The organism is Dactylosporangium sp. CA-152071 (assembly GCF_050936335.1).
Classification (GTDB): Bacteria; Actinomycetota; Actinomycetes; order Mycobacteriales; family Micromonosporaceae; genus Dactylosporangium; species Dactylosporangium maewongense.
The window spans coordinates 4,370,476-4,388,527 of the sequence record NZ_JBNJMZ010000001.1; the positions used below are offsets into that span (position 1 = coordinate 4,370,476).

At 71.2% G+C, this 18,052-nt stretch carries 17 protein-coding genes; 8 read left to right on the forward strand and 9 right to left on the reverse strand.

The features are described 5' to 3' along the window. Positions 1-76: 76 nt before the first annotated feature. From ACQEVZ_RS19485 to ACQEVZ_RS19505, 5 genes are all read right to left on the reverse strand, one after another. Positions 77-1,861 (reverse strand): 3-hydroxyacyl-CoA dehydrogenase family protein, encoded by a 1,785-nt coding sequence (locus tag ACQEVZ_RS19485; protein WP_344510264.1) that lies wholly within the window; start codon positions 1,859-1,861, stop codon positions 77-79. Positions 1,862-2,088: 227 nt separating this feature from the next. Further along, the gene (locus ACQEVZ_RS19490) at positions 2,089-2,844 is read right to left on the reverse strand and encodes a maleylpyruvate isomerase family mycothiol-dependent enzyme (RefSeq protein WP_433368394.1); all 756 of its coding nucleotides are present in this window, start codon (positions 2,842-2,844) and stop codon (positions 2,089-2,091) included. Positions 2,845-2,902: 58 nt separating this feature from the next. Next, a complete protein-coding gene (locus ACQEVZ_RS19495) occupies positions 2,903-3,403 on the reverse strand; it encodes a DUF456 domain-containing protein (protein WP_344510268.1) in 501 nt (166 codons plus the stop codon). Between the two features lie 10 nt (positions 3,404-3,413). Then, positions 3,414-4,397: an alpha/beta fold hydrolase gene (locus ACQEVZ_RS19500; protein WP_354900270.1), complete on the reverse strand. Its 984-nt coding sequence runs from the start codon at positions 4,395-4,397 to the stop codon at positions 3,414-3,416. Between the two features lie 30 nt (positions 4,398-4,427). Continuing rightward, positions 4,428-4,844 carry a DUF7144 family membrane protein gene (locus ACQEVZ_RS19505; protein WP_354900268.1) on the reverse strand — a complete coding sequence of 139 codons (417 nt, stop codon included), beginning with the start codon at positions 4,842-4,844 and terminating at the stop codon, positions 4,428-4,430. Between the two features lie 133 nt (positions 4,845-4,977). Between ACQEVZ_RS19505 and ACQEVZ_RS19510 the strand changes: the two genes are divergently transcribed. From ACQEVZ_RS19510 to ACQEVZ_RS19520, 3 genes are all read left to right on the forward strand, one after another. Continuing rightward, the gene (locus ACQEVZ_RS19510) at positions 4,978-5,334 is read left to right on the forward strand and encodes a DoxX family protein (protein ID WP_344510274.1); all 357 of its coding nucleotides are present in this window, start codon (positions 4,978-4,980) and stop codon (positions 5,332-5,334) included. 80 nt (positions 5,335-5,414) lie between these two features. Next, positions 5,415-5,915, forward strand: a complete 501-nt coding sequence (locus ACQEVZ_RS19515; protein WP_433368400.1) for a MarR family winged helix-turn-helix transcriptional regulator — start codon at positions 5,415-5,417, stop codon at positions 5,913-5,915. Positions 5,916-6,070: 155 nt separating this feature from the next. Next, positions 6,071-6,772, forward strand: a complete 702-nt coding sequence (locus ACQEVZ_RS19520) for an SDR family NAD(P)-dependent oxidoreductase (protein WP_344510278.1) — start codon at positions 6,071-6,073, stop codon at positions 6,770-6,772. Between the two features lie 511 nt (positions 6,773-7,283). Here ACQEVZ_RS19520 and ACQEVZ_RS19525 read toward each other — a convergent pair. Beyond that, positions 7,284-8,087 (reverse strand): alpha/beta fold hydrolase, encoded by an 804-nt coding sequence (locus ACQEVZ_RS19525; RefSeq protein ID WP_433368404.1) that lies wholly within the window; start codon positions 8,085-8,087, stop codon positions 7,284-7,286. Positions 8,088-8,191: 104 nt separating this feature from the next. On the opposite strand from ACQEVZ_RS19525, the gene ACQEVZ_RS19530 reads away from it, so the two are divergent. Then, positions 8,192-9,697, forward strand: a complete 1,506-nt coding sequence (locus tag ACQEVZ_RS19530) for an aldehyde dehydrogenase family protein (protein ID WP_433368407.1) — start codon at positions 8,192-8,194, stop codon at positions 9,695-9,697. 92 nt (positions 9,698-9,789) lie between these two features. Here ACQEVZ_RS19530 and nucS read toward each other — a convergent pair whose 3' ends face one another. Continuing rightward, positions 9,790-10,449, reverse strand: a complete 660-nt coding sequence (gene nucS / locus ACQEVZ_RS19535; protein WP_344510284.1) for an endonuclease NucS — start codon at positions 10,447-10,449, stop codon at positions 9,790-9,792. A gap of 65 nt (positions 10,450-10,514) precedes the next feature. Between nucS and ACQEVZ_RS19540 the strand changes: the two genes are divergently transcribed. Then, positions 10,515-11,144 carry a DUF4126 domain-containing protein gene (locus ACQEVZ_RS19540; RefSeq protein ID WP_344510286.1) on the forward strand — a complete coding sequence of 210 codons (630 nt, stop codon included), beginning with the start codon at positions 10,515-10,517 and terminating at the stop codon, positions 11,142-11,144. 12 nt (positions 11,145-11,156) lie between these two features. Here the strand turns inward: ACQEVZ_RS19540 and ACQEVZ_RS19545 are convergent, their stop codons facing one another. Beyond that, positions 11,157-13,172, reverse strand: coding sequence for a protein meaA (locus ACQEVZ_RS19545; RefSeq protein WP_433368412.1), 2,016 nt, complete (start codon positions 13,170-13,172; stop codon positions 11,157-11,159). A 78-nt stretch (positions 13,173-13,250) separates the two neighbouring features. Here ACQEVZ_RS19545 and ACQEVZ_RS19550 point away from each other — a divergent pair, with 78 nt between their 5' ends. From ACQEVZ_RS19550 to ACQEVZ_RS19560, 3 genes are read left to right on the forward strand one after another with little or no spacing between them, the layout of a single operon-like run. Beyond that, on the forward strand, positions 13,251-14,093 hold the full coding sequence (locus ACQEVZ_RS19550; protein ID WP_344510290.1) for an ABC transporter ATP-binding protein: 843 nt from the start codon (positions 13,251-13,253) through the stop codon (positions 14,091-14,093). Beyond that, positions 14,090-14,875: an ABC transporter permease gene (locus ACQEVZ_RS19555; protein ID WP_344510292.1), complete on the forward strand. Its 786-nt coding sequence runs from the start codon at positions 14,090-14,092 to the stop codon at positions 14,873-14,875. The genes ACQEVZ_RS19550 and ACQEVZ_RS19555 overlap by 4 nt, the downstream gene beginning before the upstream one ends. A gap of 43 nt (positions 14,876-14,918) precedes the next feature. Further along, entirely contained in the window at positions 14,919-17,177 is a 2,259-nt protein-coding gene (locus ACQEVZ_RS19560) for an ATP-binding protein (protein ID WP_433376862.1), read from the forward strand. Here ACQEVZ_RS19560 and ACQEVZ_RS19565 read toward each other — a convergent pair. Next, entirely contained in the window at positions 17,162-18,013 is an 852-nt protein-coding gene (locus tag ACQEVZ_RS19565; RefSeq protein WP_344510294.1) for a 3-hydroxyacyl-CoA dehydrogenase family protein, read from the reverse strand. The two genes, ACQEVZ_RS19560 and ACQEVZ_RS19565, sit on opposite strands and share 16 nt — an antisense overlap. Positions 18,014-18,052: the final 39 nt, after the last annotated feature.

Below are 18,052 nucleotides of genomic sequence, written 5' to 3' on the forward strand. Positions count from 1 at the left end.
TGTCGTGCGGCGGGCAGTGACGCGGCGGGGCGGCGGTTGTGTTGTGGTCAGTGGTGGTGGGTTGGTGCTCGGGTGGTCAACGCTTCGAGTAGTCGCGGAAGCCGCGGCTGACCTTGCGGCCCAGGTAGCCGGCGGTCACCAGGTGCTCCAGCAGCGGGGCGGGGGCGAAGCCGGGCTCGCGCAGCTCCAGGTACAGCTCCCGCTGGATCGCCAGGGACACGTCCAGGCCGACGACGTCGAGCAGCTCGAACGGGCCCATCGGGTAGCCGCAGCCGAGCTTCATCGCGTAGTCGATGTCGTCCGCCGTCGAATACGAGGCCTCGACCATCTTGACCGCGTCGTTGAGGTACGGGAACAGCAGCGCGTTGACCACGAAGCCGGACCGGTCGGCGCACACCACCGCGTGCTTGGCCAGCGCCCGGCACACGGCGGCGGCGGTCTGGACCGTCGCGTCGGAGGTGCGGATCGTCCTGACCACCTCGACCAGCCCCATGACCGGCGCCGGGTTGAAGAAGTGCAGGCCGACCACGTCGGCGGGCCGCTCGGTCGCCACCGCGCACTCGATGACCGGCAGGCTCGACGTCGTCGTGGCGAGCACGACCCCCGGCTTGCAGATCTCGTCGAGCGACGCGAACAGCGCCTTCTTCACCGACAGCTCCTCGACCACCGCCTCGACCACCAGGTCGACGTCGGACAGGTGGTCGAGGCTCGCCGACCACGTGACCCGCCCGATCGCGGCGTCGCGGTCCTGCTCCGTCAGCTTGCCGCGCACGACCCCCTTGTTGAGCGACGTCTTCAGCCGCTCGCAGACCTTGGCCGACTTCTCGGCGCCGCGCGTCACCGACACGACCTCGAACCCGGCCTTCGCGAACACCTCGATGATGCCCGTCGCCATCGTCCCCGACCCGACGACGCCCACCTTCGCGATGTTCGTCGGCCTGCCGTGCTCGGCGGTGCTGGACGGCGTCAGCTCGTCGGCGACGACGACCGGCGACCCGGGCTTCTCGTACGTGTAGAACCCCCGCCCGGACTTCCGCCCGAGCAGCCCCGCCGTCACCATCTGCTTGATCAGCGGCACCGGCGCGTGCCGCCGGTCGCGACCGCCCCGGCGGTACATCGTGTCGAGGATCTCGTACGCGGTGTCGAGCCCGATCAGGTCCATCAGCGCCAGCGGCCCCATCGGCAGCCCGCACCCGAGCTTCATCGCCGCGTCGATGTCCTCGCGGGTCGCGTACTTCGCCTCGACCATGGACACGGCCTGGTTGAGATACCCGAACAGCAGCGCGTTGGCGATGAAGCCGGCCCGGTCCGTGATCGTCACGTCCACCTTGCCGAGCCGCTCGCACAGCGCCTCGATGTCCGTGACCACGTCCTGCGACGTGACGACCGTCCGCACCACCTCGACCAGCTTCATGATCGGCGCGGGGTTGAAGAAGTGCATGCCGATGACCTGGTTCGGCCGGCCGGTCGCCACCGAGATCTCGGTGACCGACAGGCTGGACGTGTTGGTGGCGAGGATGGCCTCGGGCTTGCACACCTTGTCGAGCTCGGCGAAGATCCGCTGCTTGAGGTCCAGGTGCTCGGGCACGGCCTCGATGACCAGGTCCACGTCGCCCAGCGCGTCCAGCCCGACCGCGAACGTCACCCGCTCCAGCAGCGCGTCGCGGCCCTCCGCGGACAGCTTGCCCTTGGCGACCGCCCGGTCCAGCGACCCGCGCATCGTCGACTCACCCCGGTGCAGCGCCGCGTCGCTGATCTCGACCGCGGTCACCGAGAGCCCGCTCCGCGCGAACACCTCCACGATGCCGGCGCCCATGGTGCCCAGCCCGACCACGCCCACGGAACCAAACTCGCGCGCCATCGCACGACCTCCCTAACGACCGATCAGGTTACTGGCGAGTCTCCCACGCCACCCGGCTCCCGCGCCCTGTGGGATATCTTGCTGCGCCGCACTCCCGCCCCACCGCCAGCGGCGGCACTGCCAGCGCCGATGCGCGGCAGCTTCCCTCCAGGCCGACCGCACCGCCGTCCGATCGAATTGCGGAATTGGTCACTCCCCCCGGCGCGGATCGCCACTGCAGCGGGCGGTCAGGTCCAGCGGATGGTGGCGCTGGAGCGCCAGAGCGACAGGACGGCGGGGTCACCGTTGACGTGGAGGTCGGCGGTGGTCCGACGGTTCCACAGGGCTAAGTACAGATCGCTGGCGGGACCGCGGAGGGTGCAGTCGGCGGCGGTGTCGGTGCCGCGGGTGATGTCGGCGCCGGTGGGACCCATGCGGACGGTCCAGGAGTTGGGGGCGTCGGAGGCCTCGACGGCGAGCGTGGCGGGGGCGTCGCAGCGCAGACGGCGGCCACGGGCGGCATAGAAGGTCATGAGCAGCTCGTCGATGCCGTCGACACCGAGGTCGCGGGCGACGCCGTCGGACTGGCCGACGGCGGCGTGGAGGTCGGCGCGATGGATGATCGTCTCGTGGGCCTGGCGGCGCGCCCAGAAGGCGAGGGGCGAGTCGGCGGGGAGGAAGTGCCAGCAGGTCAGGTCGCCGGGGGCGGCGCGGAGCCGGTCGACGAGGGCGAGGTGGCCGGCCTGGAACCACGGGACGAGGTCGGCGTCGGCCGGCATGGGGCCGACCGCCTGCTCCTCCTCGTCATCGGTGAGGACGGCGGCGCGGGCGTCGCGGACATAGGCCGTCGCCCAGCGGTGCACATAGCCCACGTGCTGGACAAGGTCGCGGACCGTCCAGTCGGGGCAGGTCGGCACGGGGGCGTCGAGGCCCGCCTTCTCGGCGGCGTCGACGAAGTCGAGCCCGGCACGCTCCAACGCATCGATGTGCTGCCCGATTTCCATGCCGTCATGCTAAGCCGACCCCCCGACAAAAAACGCCGGCGGAAAGTCACACCGAGGCTCAGGCGGCCAGCAGGCCGCCCACCCAGATGCCGGCGATGATCAGGGCGGTGGCGAGCTCGATGAGCATCGACACGCCGGCGGCCTTGAGGGCGTGCTTGGTGGACTGCCAGGCGAGGCTGGTGTCCTTCTGGCGGATGCGCTCGACGATGAAGACGCCCAGGACGAAGCCGATGACGAGGCCGACGACCGGGATGAGGAAGAAGCCGACGATGCCCAGCAGGCCGCCGAGGAAGAGGGTCAGGTTGGGCACGCCGGCGCGCTTGAGGTTGCGGCCGGGGACGAGGTACTTGGCGGCGAACCCGAGGCCGAGCACGATCGTGGCCGCGACCGCGACGGTCCAGCCGACGGCGCCGTGACCGCCGAAGACCGCCCACACCATGACCCCGGCCCAGCACAGGACCAGGCCGGGGAGCATGGGAATGACGACGCCGATGGTCCCGATCAGCACCGCGGCACCCGAGATGAAGGCCACGAGGCCGGAGCTGTCGGTCACATCCACGCCGATCAGGCTAAGCGGAGGCGACGACACCCGCCAGTGCGGCGGCGAAGTCCGCGGCGCGCTCCACGTGCGGGGAGTGGCCGCACCCTTCGTAGACGATCTCGGTGTACGGGCCGTACGCGGTCAGCACCGCCCGGGTCTGCCCGATCATCGGCTGGGGCGGGCACTCCTCATCGCCGGGCCAGCCGGGGACGAGGCCGAGCTTGCCGAGCTGCGCGAGGTCGAAGAACGAAGCGTCGGACACGATCGCGTCCTGGTCGCCGCGGATCCACGTGATCGGGGGCTTGACCGGCAGGTCGACGATGCCCGAGAGGTTGAGCCAGCGCGGCGACAGCGTGTTGAGCACCCCGCGGTCGCCGGGGCCGACGCCGGGCCAGTTGTCGCTGGCCGATCCGGTGCCGGGGTAGTTGTCGTCGCCGACGAACGTGCTGAGCATGGTGTCCAGCAGCAGCTCCTCGTCGTCGCCGAACGAGTCCGGCGACGCGACGTAGAAGGCGCGCATGACGTTGCGCGGCGAGGCCTGCTCCTCGGTGCCACGGTCCGCGGCACCGAGGAGCCGCACGAAGTCGGGGTTGGCCGATCCGCCGCCGGTGCCGGCGAAGTCGGGCGTGGTCGGGGTGCCGGACAGGTCCCGGGTGCCGCCGAACCCGTACGGCGAGACGGGCGCCTCCAGCACCAGCGCCGCGATGGCATCAGGGTGGTCGAGCAGCAGCTGCAGCGCGACACCACCGCCGAGCGAGTGCCCGACGACCACCGGCGGCCGGTCGAACCCCTTCAGCAGCGGGACGAGATCGTCGGCGAAGTCGCGCACCCCCCGGGTGGCGTCGACGGGGAGGGCGGGGCTGGCGCCGTACCCGCGCAGGTCTGGCGCGACGATGCGCCAGTCCTGCGGCAGGTGGCGCAGCAGGGGCTCCCAATATCCGGATGACGAGCAGTTTCCGTGGATGAGCAGGACCGGAGGGCCGTCGACCGGACCGCGAGTGGTGACGTGCATCACCGCATCGTGACACCCCGGCCGACCGCCTCACATGGTGCCGGCCCACATGTTCCGGTCGTTTTTCGTGAGGGCCCAGATGACTGCGACGTCGGCCGCGATGATGAGCATCGACCACAGCGGGTAGTACGGCAGGAACAGGAAGTTGGCGATCGCGCTGATCGCGGCCAGGATGATGCCGAGCACGCGCGCCCAGACCTGGCCGGCGAGCACCCCCACGCCGCCCGCGGCGACCACCACGCCGAGCGCCAGGTGGATCCAGCCCCAGGTCTCCACGTCGAAGCCGAACAGATAGTTGTCGGTGAGCACGTAGAAGGTGTCTTCGAAGATCGCCGTCAGGCCGACCACGATCTGGAAGATGCCGATGACGACCATCATGCTGCCGCCGAAGACGGCGAAGCCGGTGACCCAGCCGGATTGGCGGTCCGTTGTCGATGTCGTACTCATGCGGCCCACCGTGGGCCGCCCAGAGGTGAACCAGGCTCACCCTTCCCGGATGCACGGCGATGAGAACTTGACGCTTCAAGTACACGTGCCGCACCATCTACTTGAAGCTTGAACCAATTAGGGAGACATCGCCATGAACGTCGTTCTCTGGGTCCTGCAGGGCCTGCTCGGCGCCGCCTTCATCGGTGCCGGCCTGATGAAGGCGACCCAGCCGAAGGAGAAGCTGCCCGCCGCCATGACGTGGACCCAGCGGCGCAGCGCCGGGACCATCAAATTCATCGGCGTGATGGAGCTGCTCGGCGGCCTCGGCCTGATCCTGCCGTGGGCGACCGACATCGCGCCCGTGCTGACCCCGCTCGCCGCCGTGGGCCTGCTCGTCATCATGCTGCTCGCGGTCGTCGACCACGTCCGCGCCAAGGAGTACTCCGTCATCCCGGTCAACCTGGTGCTCGGCGCGCTCGCGCTGGTGATCGCGATCGGCCGGTTCTGACGCGAATCGGACGTCGCACCGGCCGCGGCGGACGGCAGGTGGACACCGCAAGCAGCACCGGACGAGGCACCATGGATGACATGAACGACGAGACACGATGGCTGGACGACACCGAGCGACGCGCTTGGCTGTCGCTGCTGGCCGTCGTGCTCGTCGGCTTCCCGGAGCTGGAGCGCACGTTCCGCCCGTACGGTCTGGTGCATGTGGAGTACGGGCTCCTCGCGGCCCTCAGCGGCGAGGACGAAGGGCTGCGCCTGTCGGAGCTCGCGGCGCAGATGAACATGTCGCAGAGCCGCCTCAGCCACCGCATGCGCAAGCTGGTCGACCTCGGCTACGTGGAGGTGTCCGGCGACGCGTGCGACGGACGGGTCAGCATCGCCAAGGTCACCGAGGCCGGGCGGCGCTTCGCCGAGCAGGTCTCCCCTGCCCACGTCGCCGACGTCCGGCGGCTCATCTTCGACCACCTCGACGTCGCCCAGACCGCGGCCCTCGCCGACGCGCTCGGTGCCGTCGCCGACCGCCTCGGCTCCAGCTGCCCCGGCGCGCCCAAGGGTCCACCCGTGCCGAAGGCCCGCGCCTGACTCCCGTTCCGCTGCTCTTCGCCGGTACGTGGCCCTCGCCGTACACCTGCCGCAGACGCGACATCGAGGGCCTGTGAGGGACAGCCGGAAAGCCGTCACCGCATCGGGACCACAGAGCCTGTCGGCGCGTGGTCCGACAGGAATAGAGTGACCGCATGCGTGCGGTCGTGATCACCGGAGTGTCCCGCGGCCTGGGCGCCGCCCTCTTCGACGTGTGCAACGCGCGCGGTGACCGGATCCTCGCGGTCGGCCGGCACTTCACCCCCGAACAGCACCAGAGCCGCGACGACCGGCCCGGCGACATCACGCTCTTCTCGACCGACGTCGCCGACGCGCACTGGCTGCCCGACCACGACACGCTGCGACCGTTCCTGCGCGACGCGGACGAGGCCGTGCTGCTGCACAACGCCGCCGTCGTCGAGCCGATCGGCGCCGTCGGCAAGCTCAGCACCGAGGCGATCACGCGCGCGATCGCGGTCAACCTGACCGCGCCCGTGGTGCTCACCAACAGCTTCCTGCGCGCGGCGCCCCGCGAGGCCCGGCTGCGGGTGCTGTTCATCTCCTCGGGCGCCGCACACCGGATCATCGACGGCTGGTCGCTGTACTGCACCACGAAGGCCGGCGGCGAGACGTTCTTCGAGGCGGTCGCGTCGCAGGTCGCCGACGACGAGCGGGTCACGGTCGCCAGCGTCGACCCCGGCCAGATGGACACCGGCATGCAGGACGCCATCCGCCGCGCGGCCGCCTCCGGCACCTACTTCCCCGGCCAGCAGCGGTGGCTCGACGCCCACGCCGAGGGTCGCCTCGCCGACCCCCTCACCGTCGCCGAGCGCATCATCAAGGAGCACGCCCCCTAACCCGGCACCGGACGGTCCACCACTCCGACCCACCCCCGGATAAGTCCGGCGCAAGCGCCAGACTTATCCGACATTTCGCATTTGTCCGAAGAGGAGGGTCGGAACTCAGCTCCCCCGAGGGGGTCGGAACTCGGTTTGCCCGACGGGGAGGGTGGAGTTCGGCTTGCCCGACGGGGCCGGGTTGAAGCTCGACTTGCCCGAACGGACATGGCTGGCGCTCGGCGCCGCCGCCATGGGACCGACCTGGGCGATCTTGTCCGGTGGAAGGGCTGAAGCTCGGCGCCGCCACGGGACTGGCAGGTTCGTCCGGCAAAGAGGGCTGGAGCGCGATCCCGTCGCGTGGGCGAGGCCGGCAGCGCGGGTGATCTGACAGGGCGCCCTTCGGAGCAACTGCCGGACAATTACGAAATGTCGGATAAGTGCGGCGCGATCGGCCATGATCGAAGGACAACCGTGGCCGTCCGGGCGACCGCCACACGACTCCGATCACGACCGGCATGACCACGACGCGTCAGAGCAGCACTTCGCGCAGGCGCGGGGCGAAAGCGGCCGGATCGCCGTGGCCGCCGTGGCCGCCGGGGAACTCGACGACGTCGACGCCCAGGCGGTCCGCGAGCTCCACTCCCACCCGGTGCGGCGCCTCCCCCGCGCTCGCCGCGCCGACCGCCGGCACGATCCGGGCGGTCCCCGCGCGCAGCGAGTCGAGGTCCGGCACCCAGACGCCGAAGGCGGGCACCTCGTAGCCGATGAAGAACGGCAGGTTGCCCTGCATCCGCGCCATGAAGTCCGGTGACGCCTCGGCGCCCTTCTCGTCGGCCATCTCCAGGCCCGCGCCGAAGACGTGCATCGCCGCGCCCCAGCCGTCGCGGTGGAAGGTCGCCTCGACCTCGCGCATCAGGTCGCGCCAGTGCGTGGCGTCGCTGAGCAGCTCGAACGCGGGCGGCTCGTGCGCCACCACCGTGCGGACCAGCTCCGGGTGCCGGGCGGCGAGCTCCAGGGCGATCTCCGCGCCCGAGCTGTTGCCGAACACGTCCGCCGGCTCGTCCTCGGTCACGCCGACCGCGCCGAGCAGCCGGTACGCGTCGTCGCCGTGCTCTTCGATCGACTGCACGGCCGGCGGGCCGTCCAGCGGGCTGCGCGAGTTGCCCCGGCGGTCGTAGGTGACGACGGTCCGCTCGTCGGCGAGCGCCTCGGCGAGGCCGTCGAAGCCCTCCGCGTCGTACACGCCGCCGCAGATCAGCAGCAGGACGGGCCCGCTGCCACGGATCTCGTAGCGCAGCGTCGCCCCGGGCACCTCGAGCGTTTCGACCTTCATGACTCCTCCTCGGTGGTTTCGACCGTCGGTCGTTGCGGGCGTGGCGCGCTCGACACGGTTTTCGGGGCTACTCGTGAGTAATTTCCGGGTTTACACTCGGCGCCATGACCGCCACGCGAACTCCCGGCGTCCCCGCCATCGACGAGGGCTCGCTGATCTCGACCAGCCCGGCCAGCGGCGAAGAGGTCGGCCGCTTCCCCGTGGCCTCCTCCGATCATGTCACCGAGTCGGTCCGGCGGGCCCGGGACGCGGCGGGTTGGTGGGCCGGACTCGGCTTCGCCGGCCGCCGCAAGCGGCTGCTGACGTTCCGCAGCCTGATCGCCAACCGCCTGGAGGAGCTCGCCGAGCTGATGCACCGCGAGGGCGGCAAGCCCACCGCGGACGCGCTCGTCGAGGCGATCGCCGCGGTCGACCACATCGCCTGGGCCGCGAACCATGCCCGCAAGGTGCTCGGGCGGCGCCGGGTCGGCTCCTCCATCCTGCTCACGGAGCACAGCTCCTACCTGGAGTATCTGCCGTTCGGCGTCATCGGGGTCATCGGACCGTGGAACTACCCGGTGCTCACGCCGATGGGCTCCATCGCGTACGCGCTGGCCGCCGGCAACGCCGTGGTGTTCAAGCCCAGCGAGTACACGCCGGCGGTGGGCCAGTGGGTGGTCGACCGGTTCGCCGAGGTGGTGCCCGAGCAGCCGGTGCTGCAGATCGTGCACGGCATGGGCGACGTCGGCGGCGCGCTGTGCCGCTCCGGGGTGGACAAGATCGCGTTCACCGGCTCGACCGCGACGGGCAAGAAGGTCATGGCGGCCGCCGCCGAGTCGCTGACCCCCGTGCTGCTGGAGTGCGGCGGCAAGGACGCCATGATCGTCGCCGCCGACGCCGACCTGGACGCCGCCGCCGAGGCCTGCGTCTGGGGCGGCCTCACCAACGCGGGTCAGACCTGCGTCGGCATCGAGCGGGTGTACGTGGCGGACCGCGTCTACGACGAGTTCCTCGGCCGCGTGGTGGCCCGCGCGGCGAAGCTCACGGTCGGCGAGGAGGGCACGGCCGACATCGGCCCGATCACGATGCCCTCGCAGATCGACATCATCCGCCGGCACATCGAGGACGCGCTGACCCGCGGCGGCCGGGCGGTCCTGGGCGGCGCCGAGGCGGTCCGGCCGCCGTTCGTCAGCCCGACGATCCTGGTCGACGTGCCGGAGGACGCGGCCGCCGTGCAGGAGGAGACCTTCGGCCCGACGCTCACGATCGCCCGCGTCGCGAACGCCGAGGAGGCCGTCGAGCGCGCCAACGGCACCGGGTACGGCCTGGGTGGCGCGATCTTCTCCAAGTCCCGCGGCCTGGAGCTGGCCCGCGGCATCCGCTCCGGCATGACGTCGGTCAACTCGGCCCTGACCTTCGCCGGTATGCCGTCGCTGCCCTTCGGCGGCGTGGGCGGCTCGGGCTTCGGCCGCATCCACGGCGAGGACGGCCTGCGCGAGTTCACCCGGCCGAAGGCGATCGTGAAGCGCCGCGGCCCGACCCTGCTGCCCCTGACGACGTTCGACCGCACCCAGAAGTCGATGCTGCAGGCCCTGAAGCTCGTCAAGCTCATCCACGGCCGCACCAAGTAGCCGGCCGGTCGGCGTGAAGATCGAATGACGGATCTGGCTGTGATGACGACCAGATCCGTCATTCGATCACGGTAGGCCTGAACGCGCGCGGGTCAGAACAGCGTCAGCTCGTCCTTCACCACGCCGCGGAGGGCGTTGTAGTCGAGGACGACGCAGCGGATGCCGCGGTCCTCGGCGAGGACCCGGGCCTGGGGCTTGATCTCCTGGGCGGCGAAGATGCCGCGGACGGGGGCCAGCAGCGGGTCGCGGCCGAGGAGCTCCAGGTAGCGGGTCAGCTGCTCCACCCCGTCGATCTCGCCGCGGCGCTTGATCTCGACGGCGACGGAGGCGCCCTCGGCGTCCTTGCACAGCAGGTCGACGGGGCCGATCGCGGTCATGTACTCGCGGCGCACCAGCGTGTAGCCCTCGCCGAGGGTGTGCGGGGCGGCCGCGAGCAGCACCTGCAGGTGCGCCTCGACGCCGTCCTTGACCAGGCCGGGATCGATGCCGAGAGTGTGGTCGGTGTCGTGCAGGATCTCCTCGACGGTGATCTGCAGCTCCTCGCCGCCCTTGTTCACCACGCTCCACAGACCGTCGGTCTGCGAAAGGCGGCAGGGCGGGGTCATCCACATCAGTGGCTTGTAGCCACCGGTGTCGGAGTGCACCAGGACCGAGCCGTCGGACTTGACCATGATGAGGCGGATGGCGGGCGGCAGGTGGGCCGTGAGCCGGCCGATGTAGTCGACCGAGCACTTGGCGATGACGAGACGCACGCGCGACAGCCTAGCCGGGCCCGGACAGCAGCGCCGAAGTGGCGGGTCGATGTCATGCTAGTGGCGTGCTTGAGTCATTGACGGGGCTCGGCCTGGCCACGTCGGCCGGGCTCAACGCCTACATCCCGTTGCTCGCCATCGGCGTGCTCGCGAGATACACCGATCTCATCACGCTGCCCGACAACTGGGCGTGGATGGAGAACGGCTGGACGCTCACGATCGTCGCGGCGCTGCTGGCGATCGAGTTCGTCGCCGACAAGGTGCCGGTGGTGGACCATGTCAACGACGTGCTGCAGACGTTCGTGCGGCCGACCGCCGGCGGGCTCGCGTTCGGCGCGGCGTCGAGCTCCGAGACGGTGACGGTGACCGATCCCGGCTCGTTCTTCAGCAGCCATCAATGGGTGCCGCTGGTGGTTGGCGGGGCGATCTCGCTCGGCGTGCACGGCATGAAGGCCGCGTCCAGACCGGTGATCAACGCCAGCACGGCGGGCTTCGGCGCGCCGGTGGTGAGCACGATCGAGGACATCGCGAGCGTGGCGATGTCGCTCGTCGCGATCATCCTGCCGGTGCTGGTGCTGCTGTTCATCGTGCTGCTGTTCGTGGCGTTCTGGTGGCTGATGCGACGCCGCAAGCGGCGCAAGGAGGAGAAGGCCGCGGCCAGGTGGGCCCAGTCCCAGGGGTACCGGCCGACCTGACCACGAGCCGCGTCACTGCGCCTGGATCACCAGGATGGGGAGCTTGTGCGCCTCCCGGACGACGGTGACCAGCTCGTCGACCACGTCGGTGATCGCGAAGTCCTTCGGGGTGAAGACCCTGGCCACCCCGGAGGCGAGCAACGTGGCGGCGTCGGACGGCGGGATGATGCCGCCGACCACGACCGGGAGGTCATCGAGGCCTTCGGCGCGCAGGCCCTCCAGTACCGACGCGACCGCCGCCAGATGTGAACCTGACAGGACCGAGAGGCCGACGAGGTCGACGTCCTCCTCGACGGCCGCCGCGACGATCTGCGCCGACGTGAGGCGGATGCCCTGGTAGACCACCTCGAAGCCGGCGTCGCGGGCGCGGACGGCGATCTGCTCGGCCCCGTTGGAGTGCCCGTCGAGGCCCGGCTTGCCGACCAGCATCCGCAGCCGGCCCGCGCCGAGCTCCTCCGCGGTGCGCCGGACCCGCTCGCGGACCGCCACCAGCGCGGAGCCGGGCACCGTCGAAGCCCCTGCGGAGACGGCGCCGGTCAGCCCGGTGGGGGCGCGGTACTCACCGAACACGTCCCGCAGCACCGACGCCCACTCGCCCGTGGTGACGCCGGCGCGGACGCAGTCCAGGGTGGCCTCCATGAGGTTCCCGGTGCCGCCCGCGACCTGCCGCAGCCGCTCGAGCGCGTTGTCGACGTCGGCGGGTGTACGAGCGGCGCGCCAGGCCAGCAGCGACTCCACTGCGGCGCTCTCCACCGCGGGGTCGATCTGCTCGATCGCGGCGGCACCGGCGGCGACCAGCGGCGACGGCTCGGTCTCGGGGAAGCGGTTGACGCCGACCACGACGTCCTCGCCGCGCTCCATCCGGCCGCGCCGCTCGGCGAGCGACGCGACGAGGGCGCTCTTGAGGTAGCCGGACTCCACGGCGGCGACGACCCCGCCCATCTCCAGGACCCGGTCCAGCTCGGCGGTCGCGCCGGCGACCAGGTCGTCGACGAGGGCGGTCATGACGTGCGAGCCCTCGAACAGGTCCGGGTACTCCAGCAGGTCGGACTCGAACGCGAGGACCTGCTGCATGCGCAGCGACCACTGCTGGTCCCACGGGCGGGGCAGGCCGAGGGCCTCGTTCCACGCCGGCAGCTGCACGGCGCGGGCCCGGGCGTCGCGCGACAGCGTCACGCCGAGCATCTCCAGCACGATGCGCTGCACGTTGTTCTCGGGCTGCGACTCGGTGAGGCCCAGGCTGTTGACCTGCACGCCGTACCGGAACCGCTTCGCCGACTTGTCGGAAATTTCATACCTGTCGGTCAGGATCCGGTCCCACAGCAGGCCGAAGGCCCGCATCTTCGCGGTCTCCTCGACGAAGCGGACGGAGGCGTTGACGAAGAAGGAAATCCGGGCCGCGACGGCGGCGAAGTCGGCCACCTGGCCCGAGTCGCGGACCGCGTCGAGCACGGCGATCGCGGTGGCCAGGGCGAACGCGACCTCCTGCACGGGCGTCGCGCCGGCCTCCTGCAGGTGGTACGAGCAGATGTTGACCGGGTTCCACTTCGGGCAGTTCGCCACGGTCCACGCGATGGTGTCGGTGGTCAGGCGCAGCGACGGCCCCGGCGGGAAGATGTGCGTGCCGCGGGACAGGTACTCCTTGACGATGTCGTTCTGGGTCGTGCCCGCGAGCGAGGCGAGCGGCGCCCCCTGCTCGCGCGCCACCGTCACGTACAGGCTGAGCAGCCACATCGCGGTGGCGTTGATGGTCATCGAGGTGTTCGCGAGACCGAGGTCGATGCCGTCGAAGAGCGTGCGTATGTCGCCGAGGTGCGCGACCGGCACGCCGACCCGGCCGACCTCGCCGCGCGCCAGCTCGGCGTCGGGGTCGTAGCCGGTCTGTGTGGGCAGGTCGAACGCGACCGACAGGCCCGTCTGACCCTTGCCGAGGTTGCGCCGGAACAGCGCGTTGGAAGCGGCCGCTGACGAGTGGCCGGCATAGGTGCGCATGACCCACGGGCGGTCGCGCTCGGGGAGCTTCGCCATACAAGCACCTTACTGAACGGTAATTTGGTGAGGCTGGTGAAAATCCTCACCGGAGCCCTCGTGCCTATAGTGAACGCCGTGACGGATGCGATCACCGTGCGTGGGCTACACAAGCGGTACCGGGGACATGTCGCCGTCGACGGCGTCGACCTCGACGTGCACCGCGGTGAGGTCTTCGCGCTGCTGGGCCCCAACGGCGCGGGCAAGACGACGACGGTCGAGATTCTCGAGGGGTTCCGCCGGCGTACGAGTGGCGAGGCGACCGTGCTGGGCGTGGACCCGCACGACGGCGACGCGGCGTGGCGGCAGCGGGTGGGCATCGTGCTGCAGAGCACCGGCGAGTTCGACGACCTGACCGTGCGCGAGGTCGTGCACCACTTCGCGCTGTACTACCGCAACGCCGACGACCCTGACGCCGTCATCGAGCGGGTCGGGCTCGCCGACAAGCGCGGCGCCCGGACGCGGATCCTGTCCGGCGGGCAGAAGCGCCGCCTCGACGTGGCGCTCGGCATCATCGGCCGGCCCGAGCTGCTGTTCCTCGACGAGCCGACCACCGGCTTCGACCCCGAGGCGCGGCGCGAGTTCTGGGGGCTGATCCGGGCGCTCGCCGCGGCCGGCACCACGATCCTGCTCACCACCCACTACCTGGACGAGGCCGAGAACCTCGCCGACCGGGTCGGCGTGCTCGTCGGCGGCAAGCTCATCGCCGTCGACACCCCCGCCCGGCTCGGCAACCGCGGCAACTCCGCCACGACCGTCACCTGGGACGAGCCGGACGGCCCGCGCCAGGAGCAGACCGACACCCCGACCGCGGTCGTGACCCGGCTCGCCGCGCGGTTCGGCGGCGAGGTCCCCGGCCTGACCGTGACCAGACCCAGCCTCGAGGACGTGTACCTGCGGATGATCGGCGCCGGCGAATGACCACGTTGCGGCTCGGACTGGCCCGCGGCGGGCTGGAGATCAAGCAGTTCCTGCGCAGCCGGGAGTCGGTGATCTTCACGCTCTTCTTCCCGCTGCTGCTCCTCGTCATCTTCGGCTCGGTCTTCGACGCCGAGATCGCCCCGGGCGTGTCGTTCACGCAGTACTTCGCCGCCGGCATGATCGCCGCCGGGCTGCTGACCACCGGGTTCCAGTCCCTCGCCATCCAGATCCCGATGGAGCGCGAGAAGGGGATCCTCAAGCGGCTGCGGGGCACGCCGATGCCGCGGACCGCGTACTTCATCGGCAAGGTCGTCATGGTCCTGGCGATCGGTGCGGCGGAGACCGTGGTGCTGCTCGTGACCGCGGCGGCCTTCTACGACCTGCCGCTGCCCGCGACGGCGGCGAAGTGGGCGACGTTCGCCTGGGTCGCGGTGCTCGGCATCAGCGCGTGCACGCTGTGCGGGATCGCGTTCTCCTCGCTCGCCCGCTCCGGACGCGGCGCGCCGGCGATCGTGACCCCGGTCGCGTTGGTCCTGCAGTTCATCTCCGGCGTGTTCTTCCAGTACACGAGCCTCCCCGACTGGATGCGCTCCATCGCGTCGCTGTTCCCGCTGAAGTGGATGACCCAGGGCATGCGCTCGGTCTTCCTGCCGGACTCGTTCGCGGCGCGGGAGGTCGGCGGGTCCTGGGCGCTCGGGCACGTGGCCGTGGCGCTCGGCGCCTGGGTCGTGATCGGGCTGGCGCTGTGCATCTTCACGTTCCGCTGGACCGACCGGGGATAGTTTCGCTCAGGGTTGCAACCAGGTTGCCGATCAGTGCGGGGTGATGGGTCGGCTGGGCACGGCGGTCCGGCATGCCGGCGCTGTCGGCATCCTGGCGATCCTGCTCGTCCTCGCCCTCGGGCTGGCGGCGTCCTGGAACGCGGCCGCCTCCCTGCGGAGCAACCAGCAGGCCCGGGCCAACGCCGTCATGGACCGCGACACGTCGCTCGCCGAGGCGGCCGTGCGCACCGAGGTCCACCGGTACCTCGACACGCTGCGCACCGTCGCCGCAGCCGTCGGATCGCACGAGACGCTGACCTTCGACGACTTCGCCACGACCACCGCCCCGCTGCGCGACGCCGGACTGCCCGGGGCCACCTCGCTGGTCTTCGTCGTGGCCGCCGAGGACTCCCAGTTGGAGCAGGTCCAGGCGTACTGGCGGGACCGCGGCGTCATGGGACTCGACCTGACCGCCAAGGGCAGCGGGCGGGAGCACCTGTTCGTCATCTTCTCCCGGCCGCTGGACGGGGCGCCCGCGACCCTCCCCGGCACCGACCTGTCGCAGTCCGCCGAGCCGACCGCCGCCCTCAACGAGTCCCGCCGCGCGGGCGCGCCCGCCGTGTCCGACACGTACATCCTGCTGCGCGACCGCTCCCTGCCCGTCGCGCAGCAGCAGCGCTCGTTCGCGATCGCCGCGCCCGTGTACGGCAACCCGACGCCCGCCGGCACGAAGACGTTCAAGGGCTGGGTCGTCTTCGGCCTGCGCGGGCAGGACTTCGTCGGCGGCGTGCTGGACGCCGCCACGCAGGGCAAGGTCGACGCGGACCTGTGGGCCGCCAACGGCGTCGGCCAGGACACCCGGGTCGCGTTCCTGCACCGCATCCCCGGCACCGACCTGCGCCGCGAGGTGGCGATCCCGGTCGGGAACCGGCACTGGCGGCTCGTCCTGGCCGCCGACTCCGGCCGGCTCGCCGGGCTGTCCGGCCCGGCCGACACCGCCCCGCTCGCGATCGGCGCCGGCGGCACGATGCTGACCCTGCTGGTCGTGGTCATGCTGTGGGCCCTCGCCGGCGGCCGGGCCCGTGCCGAGGCCCGGGTCGTGTCCGCCACCGCCGGGCTGCGCGAGGCCGAACGCACCGCCCGCCGGCAGGTCGCGCTGCTCAACGGCATTCTCGACCGGATCAGCGACGGCGTCGGCGTGGTCGACGAGCACGGCACCTTCCTGGTCCACAACCCGGCCGCCAAGGCGATCCTCGGCATGGACGCGAACGCCGCCGGGATGGATTCCTGGCAGTCGCACTACGGCATCTTCCGGCCCGACGGCCGGACCGAGTTCCCGACCGCGGACCTGCCGCTGGTGCGCGCCCTCGACGGCGAGTCGACCGACGGCGTCGAGATGGTCATCCGCAACGCCGGCCGGCCGGAGGGGACGCTGCTGTCCGTCAGCGGGCGGCCCCTCGACGTGGACGGGCGGCGCGGCGCCATCGCCGTCTTCCACGACATCACGGAGGTACGGGAGCGCGAGGGCGACCTGACCGCCTTCGCGGGCATCGTCGCCCACGACCTGAAGAACCCGCTGACCGTCATCGCCGCCCACGCCGAGATGGCGCACGACGCGCTGCTGTCCTCGTCCTCGGCCCTGCTCGGCGACGGCGCCCGGGACGCGCTGGTCGCGGGTTCCCGCGACGCCGGCGCGCGGGACGCGATCGTCGCGGGTCTTCGCGACGCTGGCGCGAGCGTCGAACGGGTCAGCGCCGGGGTGGTGCGGATGCGGCGGCTGATCGACGACCTGCTCGCCTACACCACGGCTCGCGACGCGGCCCTGAAACCGCGGCCGCTCGACCTGGGCGGGCTCGTCGCCGAGGTCGTCGCCGAACGGGTCAACCACCTCGCGGTCCGCCCGGACATCTACGTCGGACCGCTGCCGTGGGTCGAGGCCGACCCGGCGATGCTGCGGCAGGTGCTGGACAACCTGATCGGCAACGCCCTCAAGTACGTCCAACCCGGCCGCATCCCGAAGGTCGACGTCAGCGCGTCACCGGCCGGACCGGGCTGGGTGAGGGTCGAGGTCGCGGACCGGGGCATCGGCGTGCCCGACGCCGACAAGCCCTACGTCTTCGAGTCCTTCCACCGGGCGCACACCGGCCAGTCGTACGGCGGCACCGGCCTCGGACTGGCCATCTGCCGCCGCGTGATCGACCGGCACGGCGGCTCGATCACCGTGGTGGACAACCCCGGCGGCGGCAGCCGCTTCAGCTTCACCCTGCCGGGGGCTCCCGTCGCGCTGGAAGCCCCGGCGGAGCTCGCTCAGGCGTACTTGTAGAAGCCCTGCCCGGTCTTGCGCCCCAGGTCCCCGGCGACGACCATCCGCGCCAGCAGCTCCGGCGGGAAGAACTTCGGGTCGGCGGTGTCGGTGTGGATGTTCTTCGCCGCGTGGTACAGCACGTCGACGCCGGTCAGGTCGGTCGTCGCCAGCGGCCCCATCGCGTGGCCGAAGCCGAGCTTGCACGCCAGGTCGAGGTCCTCGGCGCTCACCACGCCGCTCTCGACCAGCTGCACCGCCTCGACCACCAGCGCGGCGATCAGCCGCGTGGTGACGAAACCGGCGACGTCCCGGTTGACCACGATGCACGTCTTGCCGATCTCCTCGGCGAACGCCCGCGCCGTCGCCAGCGTCTCGTCGCTGGTCTTGTAGCCGCGCACCAGCTCGCACAGCTTCATGACCGGCACCGGGCTGAAGAAGTGCGTCCCGACGACCTGCTCGGGCCGCTGCGTCGCGGTCGCGATCTGCGTCACCGGGATCGCGGACGTGTTCGTCGCCAGCACCGCGTCCGCCCGGCAGATCTTGTCCAGCGTGCCGAACAGCTCCTGCTTCACGTCCAGCCGCTCGAACACCGCCTCCACGACGATGTCCGCCTCCGCCGCCGCGTCCAGGTCCGTGGTGGTGGTGATCCTGGCGAGGGCCTGCTGCACGTCGTCCTCGGCGATCACGCCCTTGCTCGCGAACTTCGTCAGCGACTTCTCGATGCCGTCCACACCGCGTCGTGTCGCCTCATCGGTCAGGTCCCGCAGCGTCACCTCCCACCCGGCCTGCGCTGCGACCTGGGCGATGCCAGACCCCATCAGCCCCGCCCCGATGACCGCCAGTCGACCCGCCATGTGACTCCCTCTCGCATCGTCGTTGACCTGCTGACCTTA